A 12,332-nucleotide genomic window follows, 5' to 3' on the forward strand; every position below is an offset into this window, starting at 1 on the left:
CTTTATGACTGCCCATACGCATAGTGTTAGAACGTGGTTCAATGATTGCCCAAAGTTTACGTTCACCAAGACGTTTACGTGCGCCGTCGAGTGTAGTTTCAATCGCAGTTGGGTGATGGGCAAAGTCATCATAGACTTCGATGCCACGTACAGTACCTAACAGCTCCATACGGCGCTTTACACCACCAAAGTTAGATAATGCTTCACAGGCTTGTTCAAGGCTGACACCGACATGCTGAGCAGCAGCAATCGTTGCCAAAGCATTGGCTACACTGTGCTGTCCTGTCATATTCCATTTTACTTCTCCGATTGCCTTGCCATTTTCAAGGACTTTAAAATGACTACCATCGGCACTGATCAGATCCGCTGATAAAGCAGCTTGGTCATTAGGTTCAAGACTGGTGCGAACCACAGGCGTCCAACAGCCTTGTGCTAATACTTCATCAATATTGGTTTCAGTAATTGGAGCAATAATACGACCTTCGCTTGGAATGGTGCGTACTAAATGATGAAACTGTTTTTGAATCGCAGCAAGATCATCAAAAATGTCTGCATGATCAAATTCAAGATTGTTTAAAATCGCAGTTTTTGGATGATAATGGACGAACTTAGAACGCTTATCGAAGAAAGCAGAATCATATTCATCAGCTTCCACACAGAAATATTTGCCACCACCTAAACGTGCGCTTTCGCTAAAACCAAGCGGTACACCACCAATTAAGAAACCTGGATTTAAACCTGCTTGATCGAGTACCCACGCCAACATTGTAGTCGTCGTCGTTTTACCATGTGTGCCTGCGACACCTAGGACATGTTTACCTTGTAACACATGATCAGCTAAGAATTGTGGGCCAGAAATATAAGGTAAACCTTCATTGAGCATATACTCGATGGCATCAATACCACGTTTCATTGAATTGCCGACGATTACAAGATCGGGATGTGGTTGCAAATGGCTACGATCATAACCTTGCATCAGTTCGATGCCTGCATTTTCGAGTTGAGTCGACATCGGTGGATAAACATTGGCATCTGAACCTGTGACTTTATGTCCTAAATCTCGTGCTAATAGAGCCAAAGACCCCATAAATGTGCCACAAATACCCAAAATATGCAGATGCATAACTCGCCTACTCCACTGCTTTGCATACAGCACGGAACACGTGTGTATGATTGTCGTTATCAATAAAATTCAATCGCAACGATAGCAAGGCTTGCAGTGAAAAGATAGTCAAAATTCGTTGTTGTTCTTCACTTAAAATTTAAGCGAGAAGTGTTAAGATTTCATCGTTTTTAAGATGTATCTATCTCCCTGTTGTCTTTATTTTCCGAATTAGAAGGACGCTATTTTGAGCCCGATGCTTTTAGCCCTGTGTTTATTGATTATTTCAAACTGTTTTATGACCTTGGCATGGTATGGACATCTCAAAATCTTACACGATGCTCCGCTATGGCAAGCGATTCTATTTAGTTGGTGTATCGCTCTACTCGAATACAGTTTTATGATCCCCGCAACGAAATTATTAAATCAATATGGCTGGAGCTTGGGGGAAATGAAAATTACCCAAGAAGTCGTGACACTATTGGTTTTTGTTCCGTTCATGATTTTTTTATTTAAACAGCCATTTAAATTAGATTATGTCTGGGCAATGTTGTGTTTGCTTGGGTGCGTCTACTTTGTTTTTCGTAATCAGAGCTAGTTTTTCTATGCGATGCTTAATCGTTTCTGTAGTTGGGGATGCCTGAAAAAAACGCTATAATATCCCCCAATTTATTCCTTTGTGCTTGGCGCAAGTCGAGACACTCTCCTCTTTTTATCTTGTTTTGGAAAAGCCAATGAATGCGGTCGCAACAGATAACCAACCTTTAGTCGGGATTATCATGGGTTCTCAATCGGATTGGGCAACACTTGAACATACCGCAAACATGCTCAAACAGTTGGGTGTGCCTTTTGAAGCTGAAGTGGTTTCTGCGCACCGCACACCAGATCGTTTATTTGAATATGCTGAAACAGCACGTGATCGTGGTATCCAAGTGATTATCGCGGGAGCTGGTGGTGCTGCACATTTACCAGGAATGTGCGCAGCAAAAACTGATTTGCCAGTGCTTGGCGTGCCAGTAAAATCTTCGATTTTAAATGGTGTTGATTCGTTGTTATCGATTGTGCAGATGCCTGCAGGTATCGCGGTAGGCACATTGGCAATTGGCCAAGCTGGTGCGACCAATGCAGCCATCATGGCAGCTCAAATTCTAGGTTTAACACGTCCAGAGATCGCAAAAAATGTTGCAGATTTCCGTACTGCACAAACTGAAAAAGTATCGAGTAATAACATTCCTGGTCAAGTATAACGAGGTTGATCATGAATAAAACCATCGGTATTTTTGGTGGCGGACAGCTTGGACGCATGATGGCGCAAGCCGCTTTACCACTCAATATTCAATGTAGCTTTTTCGAAGCAGAAACAGATTGCCCTGCGGCTATTCTAGGTCCTGTATTTTCAAGTAAAGATCCACAAGCGCTTCAAGCTTTCATCGCAAGTGCTGAAGTATTCAGTCTTGAGTTTGAAAATACGCCTGTAGCTGATGTGGATGTTCTGACTCAGACCAAAACATTACACCCTCCTCGTCTTGCTTTGGCGACGGCTCAGAACCGTTTAGCTGAAAAAGGCTTGTTTGATGAGTTAGCTATTCCTGTTGCGCCGTATCGCGCAGTGGATAGCTTGCAAAGTTTAAAGCAAGCTGTTGATGAATTAGGCTTACCGATCGTATTAAAAACCGTAACAGGTGGCTACGATGGTAAAGGTCAGTTCGTATTGCGTTCAGAAGATCAAATTGATACAGCTTGGGCTGAACTTGGGCCTGCAAAAAGTCTAATTGCTGAAAGTTTTGTGAAATTCAGTCGAGAAGTATCGATTATTGCAGTACGTGGACAAGATGGCGATGTCAAAACGTGGGCATTGGCAGAAAATCATCATCACAATGGTATCTTGTCACACTCGATTGTTCCTGCGCCAAACAGCACAGATCTACAGCCTGTTGCACAAGATTACATTACCCGGTTATTGAACCATTTGAATTATGTGGGTGTGCTTACGCTTGAGTTATTCGTAACTGAGCAAGGGCTTTATGCCAATGAAATGGCATGTCGTGTACACAACTCAGGACATTGGTCGATTGAAGGTGCGATTTGTTCGCAATTTGAGAATCATATTCGTGCAGTTGCAGGCTTACCACTTGGTGCAACGGATGTTGTTCGTCCAACTGTGATGGTAAATATCATCGGGCAACATCCTAAATCTGAGGACGTTTTAGCGCTGAAAGGTGCTCATTTACATCTTTATAATAAGTCTGAGCGTGCTGGTCGTAAGTTAGGACATATCACTTTGATGCCGAATAATTCTGATGAATTAACAGATTTATGCCGTCAATTGGCTCAAATTTTACCTGTGCCTTTAGCTTTGACGACTGATATGAATATCTAAGTTATCCACAATGCAACGAAAAGCGATCTTCGGATCGCTTTTTTATTGGCTTAATGTTTTTGAATTTAAAAGTGTATAATGAATTTGGTTGTGGATAACTCTTTCTGGTGTTTTGAATTTAAACAAGGTGTCCTTAATTTGAATTTAAAACTGAGTTTTGGTTGTTAGGTTACTTTTAAATTCAAAAGTATGGGGTGAGATTTAAATTTAAACTTGATGATTTAAGTTGTTTTGAATTTAAATTTTAGTGGTGTGTATCAATGACTATATGCTGATTTTAAAGATAAAATTGGCTTAATTCATCTTCATGATAGTTTTAGGATGATTGCTAAGGAAATAAATTTAAATTGAGTGGTTTTTTTGAATTTAAAACAAGTTGTATGACTTGGATTGTGTTTTGAATTCAAAAAGATGTGCTGATTTGAATTTAAAAAAGATAGGTTAAAGTTTTAAATTTAAAAATCGCAAGTTTTATGAATTTAAAATATTCATTTAAATTTAAAAGACAAGAAATGAATTCAAAGTTACGATTCCAAACGATACATGCTGTTGCTGCATGCTATCTTGAATATGAAATTTAAATTTAAAAATTCTGGTTAAGACATGAAACATTCTTTGCGTTTTTTTCTAGGCACTGCCTTATTCACTTTATTAAATCAAGCTCATGCGGAACTGGTGATTAATGGTGCTACCATTTCAGCTACCACTGTAACGCCAACCAGCAACGTTTATTCTCCAAATTCAAATTTTCAGGGATGTTTGGCAAATTTACGTTCTCAAGCCATTGCATCTGGTGTTTCTGCTTCGACCTATGATCGTTATACGCAAAATCTAACGCCAGATTATTCAGTGATTGATAAATTAAATTATCAACCTGAATTTTCGACGCCGATTTGGGATTATTTATCTGGTTTGGTTGATAACGAGCGTGTACAAGCAGGTCAACAGAAACTAGCACAGCATCAAGACGCACTCCGCCGAGTAGAACAAGCCTATGGTGTTCCAGCAGAGACAGTCGTTGCTGTTTGGGGAGTTGAGAGTAACTATGGTGACATTTCAGGTAAATATCCTTTATTACAGGCTTTAGGCACTTTGAGCTGTGAAGGACGTCGCCAAGGTTATTTCCGCAGTGAGTTTTTTGCAACAATGCGTATTTTACAGCGTGGAGATTTAACCCAAGACCAACTTTATGGTTCATGGGCTGGAGCATTTGGACATACGCAATTTATGCCATCAACCTATGAAAGCTTAGCTGTAGATTTTGATGGAGATGGTCGCCGTGATTTGGTTTCTAGTACAACCGATGCGTTAGCCTCTACAGCAAATTTCTTGAAAAGAGCAGGTTGGCAAACAGGAATGCCATGGGGATTTGAAGTCAAAATTCCTGATGGAATGTCGATTTCAGGTGAAAGTCGCCGTAATAAAAAATCACTTAATCACTGGATTGCACAAGGTCTTACACGTGCCGATGGTACCGCTTTAATTCAAGGAAATCTCTCTGGTAGTACATTGGCGGGTTTAATGGCACCAGCAGGTTCAAATGGCCCAGTATTTTTGGTCTTCAAAAATTTTGATGCGATTTATAGTTATAACGCTGCGGAAAGTTATGGATTAGCGATTGCTCATTTATCTGACCGATTACGTGGAGGTACGCCATTTTTAACTTCATGGCCGACGGATGATGCGGGTACTTCACGCGCGGAACGCCGCGAAATTCAACAATTTTTACTACAGCGTGGCTATGATATTGGTGCAGTAGATGGGCTAATAGGTGATAAGAGTCGTCAAGCTATTCGGCAAGAACAAACACGACTTGGCTTAAATCCAACTGGACGCGCAGGGCAGCAGATATTACGAGCTTTCCGTCAAGAACAAGCAAAACAAATGATGCAATAAATCATTTATCAATAATTTAAAAATAAAAAGGTCTACTTAAAGTAGACCTTTTTCTTAGGGTTCAACGTCTAATTTGACTGCTTCTAAGATATCAAAAATTACCGCAGTCACATCTTGGCTCAAATCTCGATCATTAAAGATTTCATAAGCAGTAATAGTGACATCTGTATCACTTGGTAATTGTTTTTGTTCTTCTTCAATCAGATGTTCGATAGGTAATAGCGTTTGTTTTACTTCTAGATGAAGAATCTCATCATATGTCACATTTTCATCTTCAAGTTCAACGATTTGTTCATTGAAATATGGAATCAAAATCGAGTGGAGATAAGGGCTAATATCTTGAATATTCAAGATCTCAATATCACGAGTTTGTTCAATCGTACTGATGTGGTCGTTCACTTCAATGAGGATATGATAATAACTCATGTTGATCTCCGTTAAGACTAAGATGATGTTTTATCAACACAATAACACGAATAAATCCAAAGAATCGACCTATTCTTGTTACCTGAATAGAAATGTAGATTTCATGTGATTTTATAGAGGGATCATCATTAATTTGTATGATTTAACAGTGCGAGATCAGTTGCTGTTAGTTGGAAGTTTTTGGGATCTTGCTCCTTAATTCGTGGATACATCAATGATTTAGGATTATGTGTATGTTTCAATCCCAAAGCATGTCCAAATTCGTGGGCTAGGGTTAAGCGTAAATCATCAATCGAAGAAAACTCATAAATAAAGATCTGTTTTCCTTTAAATTGCCCTTTATGAACGAGTTGAGGTGCAAAGTTTTGATTAAATCGATCAACGGACTGAGTTAGCTGTTCATGAAGTTGTTTTAATTCATCTGTTTTAACCTGAATTTGTTGATGGTTACGATCATGGTCATTGATCAGGATTTTTAAGACGTCTCTTTGCTGATTGAGTAGTTTTGTGTGCTCTTGGAGTAAGTTTAAATTTTTTGTATTTGATTTATTGAGATATTTTTTCTGAGCGCTTGCGTAAGCATTGAGTTGGGCCTGATATTTAATTTTTTGTAATTCTAATTGGGTGTGCAATTGTTGAGAGTCTTGCTTCAGTTTTAGTAGTTTTTGATTCTCATCTAACCAAAACTGCTTTTCTTGTTCTAGATTTTTGAGATTTTCAGTTCGTTTCATACTACGAACTTGACGCTGATCAAAGACCAAATTTACAGTAAATGTTGCTTTGGGATCATAAACAAAATAGCGTTTACCCGTACCTTGTTCCCAAATAGCGGCGGCTTCTTGACTAATTTCAATCATTTTTTGCTTACTAATGTTTAAGCGAGGATCAAGGTCTGCAATACGATAGTGTAGAGGCGAATCATAATCTTCCGCCTCATCCAGATGTTGAGACACAGGGTGAGCATGAGTATGGATTGAGGTAAATGCTGAAATAATGATAAACAACAGCCAAGACAACGGATGCATATACAGGAGATAAACTGGAAAAAGGACGTATTTTATTCAGTTAAAATGATCAGTCAATTTTCTTAAAAAACCATTTTTACTATTTTTTCTTAATAATGGAGTTCTAAATAAAATAGGGAATTGGCTTTAAAATTGCCATTTTTTGTGTTTTTTATACACAAAATTTGAATAATAAAAGTAATTACAGCATGTTAGATTTAATAATAAACTTTGAATATTATGTGAAATTAATCTTAATATTTTCTTTCCTATTCATCTAATAAAAAAGTTTGTTTGTTTAATAAATATACCAAATGGTTAAGTTGATCGGTGCAAATCAAATTCTTAATATAATTAATTGACGGCACGAACCAACTCTTGTTGATCTGCATGTGCTAGTGCAAATCGTTCCATATTTTGTTTTTGAATGACAGGATACATTAATGACGTTGGATCATCAGTATGATCTAAACCTAAGGCATGACCGAACTCATGTGCAAGAGTCATACGTAAGTCATCTTTGGAAGAGAACTCATATACAGAGATTTGTTTTCCATTAAATTGACCTTTGTGGAAAAGGCGTGGTTGGAACGTTTGGTTAAACTGATTTGCTGAAAGTGCCAATTGTTGATTGTTTTGGTTTAACCCTTTGATTTGTTGATTTAGTTGTTGCGTTTTTTGACTGTGTTGTTGGATTGCTTGTTTCAATTCAGCAGATTGTTGCTGTAGTTGTTTTTGACGTTGTGCTAGTTGATCTGCCCATTCTTTAGAGGAAGATCGCATTTGATTGAAGCGTTGTACATCTGCATTGTATTGTTGGAATTGTGCAGTGAGTTGGCTTTGTTTGCTTGCAATTGAGGCGGTTGCACGTTGTATCTCATCTTTTACTTGTTGTATTTGTAGAGAGTCGATTTCCCATTGTTGCTGTTGTTGCTTAAGTTGATTGAGACCTTGTAAGCGATTTGAAGTGTGTTGTTGACGATCATCGTAAACTAGATTGATTGTAAATTCAGCATTTGGATCATAAATGAAATGCTTTTTACCCGTTTCTTCTTCCCAAATTTTTGCAGCCTGCTGAGTCAGTTCTAGGACTTGTTTGCTACTCAAATTAAAACGAGGATCTATTGGAGCGATACGATAGCGTAGGGGCATGTCAGCAACTTGATGCTGATGCGAAGTTGCATTGTGCGGGTTATTTTGAGCATGGCTTAAACTGCTAATATTTAGACTCAAACACGCAACAATAATGGACAAAGCTTGATAACGCATGAGCAACATCCCCCCAAATAAAATTCATTTTTGAGCAAAATTTTGATGTCGTCAAAACGCTATCTAATTAATAATTAATATGAAAAAGTGTGATTTTTTTCCTTAAAATAAAAAAAATAATGCGATTCATAGCACAACGAAATAAACGAGAGATGGAGTCTATATTGTTGTTTTTTTATTCATAACATTAGATTAATCAATGCTTTAAAATTGATTAATTGACCGAAAGTGCATAACTTAAGCTTCTTTTTAGTTAAAAATCAAATTGTTATTTTTTGTAATTTAATTTTTTAATGAGATGTACTTCACCTTCTATAACTTTCTCTATTGCACGCTTTGAAGTAACTCCAAATCAGCAGGTTTTAAACGGAAATTATTGAGGTCTTGGTCTTGCATTAATGGATACATCAATGCTTGTGGATCATTATGATGGGAGAGCCCCAGTGCATGTCCAAATTCATGAGCAAGGGTGAGCCGTAGATCATTTTCAGATTGGAATTCATATATCAAAATCTGTTTTCCGTTAAATAGCCCTTTGTGAAAAAGGCGTGGCTGAAAGCGCTGTCGATATAATTTTACAGAACTATCAAGTTGTTGATCTAACGAATTTAAGCTGTCAATTTTTCTATTCAGTTCGACAATGTTCTGATTAAAGTTATCAATCTCAAGCCTGAGTTTTTGTACAAGCTGTTGTAATTCGTATTGTTGCTGTTGGAAATATTGGCGATCATGATCAGTAGCATTTTGTTTAGCCAAAAGTACTTGATGGTTATAGTTGTCAATTTGTTGATTTAGTTCTTGTTTTTTTAGATCTAGACTTTGTTTATTGAAGGCCAATTGCTGTTCCATTTGATCTAATTCTTGTTTTTTATTGATCCATTCTTGTTGATTCATTTTGAGTTGATTGAGATGAGCGCGTTGTTGTTCACTCTCAAATTGACGCTCATCATAGATCAAGTGAATTGTAAGCTGAGCATTTGGATCATAAACAATATATTGCTGACCTGTTCCATCGTTCCAAATCGTCGCTGCTTGTTCGCTAATTTGTCTTACTTGTTCGATGCTGAGTTTAAAACGTGGGTCAACATCGCCGATACGATAACGTAGGCGGGTATCAAAAGGATGAAGCACTCGATCTGAAAGCGCATTAAATTTGAGTTGTGGATGTTCCCGACTTTGATAATTTAGCCAAAATACAGCAATCAGTATAAATACAACTATCAGAAGGCGAGGCATTTTTGAATATTCTTGTCTAAGCTTACATTGCATCAATGTTGTAGAAGCATATTATCTTCATACATAAAGTAGCACTACTGTAAAAGAGTGGATTAAGAAAATATATCATTGTGTTTAGGCTTTTGCTTTAATAACGCAATACTTGGAATGATAAAAATAATCAAGGAATGCAGATGCGCAACTATTTATTAAAAGTACCTGATCACCAGTGGAATGCGAGTTCACCAGCAAAAAGTAGTTTCCAAAATTTAAAGATTCAATACTTGGGAACAGCAGGATTTATACTTTCAGATCAACATCGAACTATAGTTTTGGATCCTTTTATTAGTCGTCCGAATTTTTGGCAAACATTCACGCAACCTTTGCTCAGTGACCCAACTTTAGTCAAAAAATATATTCCAAATGCCGATGACGTGTTAATTGGGCATGCGCATTACGATCATATCTTGGATGCACCAGAGGTATGTAAACAAACAGGTGCACGCCTAATTGGTTCTCAAGCAACCTTAATGTATGGACGATCAGCAGGTTTGTCTGAATCGCAAATGCTTGAAACAAAGGGACGGGAAGTCATTGAATGTGGGCAATGGCAAGTTGTTGGACTGCCGTCGATTCATGGCAAAGCATTGTTTGGTCGGGTGCCATTACCAGGGGATATGACTACACCGCCACCTTATCCACCGAAATTTCATCACCTACGGCATGGTCAAGTGTTTAATTGGTGGATTAATACGGGGTATCTTCGCGTTGTACATATTGATTCAGCTGATTTTATTGAACAAGAATTACAAGGGAGGCAAGCAGATATTGTTTGTCTATGTGCGATTGGACGCAAATATCGCCCGAACTATGTCAAAGATGTCGTGCGCTTGCTGAAACCTAAATACATTATTCCATGTCATTGGGATACGATGCTTACGCCTATTGATCAACCACCAAAATTATTACCTGGTGTGAATATCCCTGAATTTTTAGAAGAAATAAAAGCTTCTGGAGTCGAACCATTATTTATGCCGATTTTGGGTGAACTATATTTCGATCAAAATAATGAATCTTAAAATAAAAAAACCGCGCTTTCGCGCGGTCTTTTTAAAGAGACAAATTATTTTTTGTCATCTTTAACTTCTGTGAACTCAGCATCTACAACGCCATCGTCCGCTTTTTGTTGTTGACCCGCATCACCACCTTGGAATGCATTTGGATCAAAACCTTCTGCGCCGCCAGCACCTTGCGCTTGTTCATAAGCACGTTGAGTGATTGGCATCAAGATGTTTTGTAAAGCTTCAGTTTTCGCTTTGATGTCTTCAACATCATTTTCTTTAGTTGCTGCTTCAAGCTCAGAAACCGCAGTAGCGATTGCAGTTTTTTCATCTTCAGTCACTTTGTCACCTAGATCTTTAACTGCTTTGTTTGAGCTAGATACTAAAGCATCTGCTTCGTTACGAGCTTTCGCTAACTCTTCAAATTTACGGTCTTCTTCAGCATTCGCTTCAGCATCTTTAATCATTGCTTCGATTTCAGCATCAGACAAACCTGAGTTCGCTTTAATCTGGATTGATTGCTCTTTACCAGTGCTCTTATCTTTAGCCGATACTTTTAAGATACCGTCAGCGTTGATGTCGAACGATACTTCAATTTGCGGTACGCCACGTGGAGCAGGTGGGATATCGCCTAATTGGAAGTTACCCAACAATTTGTTTTGTTGAGCCATTTTACGTTCACCTTGGTAAACAGAAATATCTACAGCAGGCTGGTTGTCAGCAGCAGTAGAGAACACTTGTGATTTCTTCGCAGGAATCGTAGTGTTCTTCTCAATGATTGGTGTTAATACACCGCCCATTGTTTCGATACCTAAAGTTAATGGTGTTACGTCTAATAAAAGAACGTCAGTTTTGTCACCAGACAATACTGCACCTTGAATCGCAGCACCGATTGCAACCGCTTCATCAGGGTTGACGTCTTTACGTGGCTCTTTACCAAAGAATTCTTGTACCTTTTGTTGTACAAGTGGCATACGAGACTGACCACCAACTAAAATTACGTCAGAGATGTCTGAAGTCGAAAGACCAGCATCTTTAAGCGCGATTTTGCAAGGCTCGATTGTACGAGCAACTAAATCAGCAACTAAACCTTCAAGTTTTGCACGCGTTACATTGATCACTAAGTGTTTAGGACCAGTTGCATCAGCGGTGATGTATGGAAGGTTGATTTCAGTTGCATTTGATGAAGAAAGCTCGATTTTTGCTTTTTCAGCAGCTTCTTTCAAACGTTGTAACGCAAGTGGATCATTTTTCAAATTCACACTTTGTTCTTTCTTAAATTCTTCAACCAAGAATTCAATTAACGCGTTATCAAAGTCTTCACCACCAAGGAAAGTATCACCATTTGTTGATAACACTTCGATTTGTTGGTCGCCATCAAGGTCTGCGATTTCAATGATTGATACGTCGAAAGTACCACCACCTAAGTCGTAAACTGCAACTTTACGGTCGCCTTCTTTTTTGTCCATACCGAACGCAAGTGCCGCAGCAGTTGGTTCGTTAATGATACGTTTAACATCAAGACCTGCAATTTTACCCGCATCTTTAGTTGCTTGACGTTGAGCATCGTTAAAGTAAGCAGGAACTGTAATCACTGCTTCAGTAACTGTTTCACCTAAATAGTCTTCTGCAGTTTTCTTCATCTTTTTCAAGATTTCAGCAGAGATCTGTTGAGGTGCTAATTTTTTGTCGTTTACTTCAACCCAAGCATCACCATTGTCTGCTTTGATGATTTTGTAAGGTACAAGACCGATGTCTTTTTGTACCGCTTGATCTTCGTAGCGACGACCGATTAAACGCTTGATTGCGAATAATGTATTTTTAGGGTTTGTTACAGCCTGACGTTTAGCGCTTTGACCCACTAAGATCTCGCCATCTTTATAAGCGATGATTGATGGAGTTGTACGTGCGCCTTCAGCGTTTTCGATTACTTTTACTTTATCGCCTTCAAGTACAGCAACACATGAGTTGGTAGTACC

The 12,332-nt window shown here is 38.4% G+C and carries 11 protein-coding genes; 5 read left to right on the top strand and 6 right to left on the bottom strand.

Annotation, left to right across the window (positions count from 1 at the left end; translation table 11 throughout):
• Window positions 1-1,123 (bottom strand): UDP-N-acetylmuramate:L-alanyl-gamma-D-glutamyl-meso-diaminopimelate ligase (mpl, locus tag A2003_RS05400; RefSeq protein WP_286686911.1); only part of this gene is annotated, 1,123 nt, incomplete at its 3' end.
• A 235-nt stretch (window positions 1,124-1,358) separates the two neighbouring features.
• On the opposite strand from mpl, the gene A2003_RS05405 reads away from it, so the two are divergent.
• The 4 genes from A2003_RS05405 to A2003_RS05420 all read left to right on the top strand — a co-directional run bounded on the left by A2003_RS05405 (window position 1,359) and on the right by A2003_RS05420 (window position 5,378).
• Complete coding sequence (locus tag A2003_RS05405; RefSeq protein ID WP_165395641.1) at window positions 1,359-1,700, top strand: DMT family protein; 342 nt, start codon at window positions 1,359-1,361, stop codon at window positions 1,698-1,700.
• Window positions 1,701-1,836: 136 nt separating this feature from the next.
• Complete coding sequence (gene purE / locus A2003_RS05410) at window positions 1,837-2,349, top strand: 5-(carboxyamino)imidazole ribonucleotide mutase (protein ID WP_004914484.1); 513 nt, start codon at window positions 1,837-1,839, stop codon at window positions 2,347-2,349.
• Between the two features lie 11 nt (window positions 2,350-2,360).
• Window positions 2,361-3,482 carry a 5-(carboxyamino)imidazole ribonucleotide synthase gene (locus A2003_RS05415; RefSeq protein ID WP_004949955.1) on the top strand — a complete coding sequence of 374 codons (1,122 nt, stop codon included), beginning with the start codon at window positions 2,361-2,363 and terminating at the stop codon, window positions 3,480-3,482.
• 603 nt (window positions 3,483-4,085) lie between these two features.
• Window positions 4,086-5,378 (top strand): lytic murein transglycosylase, encoded by a 1,293-nt coding sequence (locus A2003_RS05420; RefSeq protein ID WP_286686912.1) that lies wholly within the window; start codon window positions 4,086-4,088, stop codon window positions 5,376-5,378.
• 54 nt (window positions 5,379-5,432) lie between these two features.
• Here the strand turns inward: A2003_RS05420 and A2003_RS05425 are convergent, their stop codons facing one another.
• The 4 genes from A2003_RS05425 to A2003_RS05440 all read right to left on the bottom strand — a co-directional run bounded on the left by A2003_RS05425 (window position 5,433) and on the right by A2003_RS05440 (window position 9,313).
• Window positions 5,433-5,804: a hypothetical protein gene (locus A2003_RS05425; protein WP_004914476.1), complete on the bottom strand. Its 372-nt coding sequence runs from the start codon at window positions 5,802-5,804 to the stop codon at window positions 5,433-5,435.
• Between the two features lie 128 nt (window positions 5,805-5,932).
• On the bottom strand, window positions 5,933-6,829 hold the full coding sequence (locus tag A2003_RS05430; RefSeq protein ID WP_204378971.1) for a matrixin family metalloprotease: 897 nt from the start codon (window positions 6,827-6,829) through the stop codon (window positions 5,933-5,935).
• Window positions 6,830-7,162: 333 nt separating this feature from the next.
• Entirely contained in the window at window positions 7,163-8,077 is a 915-nt protein-coding gene (locus A2003_RS05435) for a matrixin family metalloprotease (RefSeq protein WP_112986671.1), read from the bottom strand.
• A gap of 324 nt (window positions 8,078-8,401) precedes the next feature.
• Window positions 8,402-9,313: a matrixin family metalloprotease gene (locus A2003_RS05440; protein WP_087540374.1), complete on the bottom strand. Its 912-nt coding sequence runs from the start codon at window positions 9,311-9,313 to the stop codon at window positions 8,402-8,404.
• 173 nt (window positions 9,314-9,486) lie between these two features.
• Here A2003_RS05440 and A2003_RS05445 point away from each other — a divergent pair, with 173 nt between their 5' ends.
• Window positions 9,487-10,371 carry an MBL fold metallo-hydrolase gene (locus A2003_RS05445; protein ID WP_286686913.1) on the top strand — a complete coding sequence of 295 codons (885 nt, stop codon included), beginning with the start codon at window positions 9,487-9,489 and terminating at the stop codon, window positions 10,369-10,371.
• A gap of 44 nt (window positions 10,372-10,415) precedes the next feature.
• On the opposite strand, the gene dnaK is transcribed toward A2003_RS05445, so the two are convergent.
• Window positions 10,416-12,332: molecular chaperone DnaK (gene dnaK / locus A2003_RS05450; RefSeq protein WP_286686914.1), on the bottom strand; the 1,917-nt coding region annotated here is incomplete at its 5' end.

This window comes from Acinetobacter sp. GWC1_38_13 (genome assembly GCF_001767535.1).
In the GTDB taxonomy this organism is placed as follows: domain Bacteria; phylum Pseudomonadota; class Gammaproteobacteria; order Pseudomonadales; family Moraxellaceae; genus Acinetobacter; species Acinetobacter junii.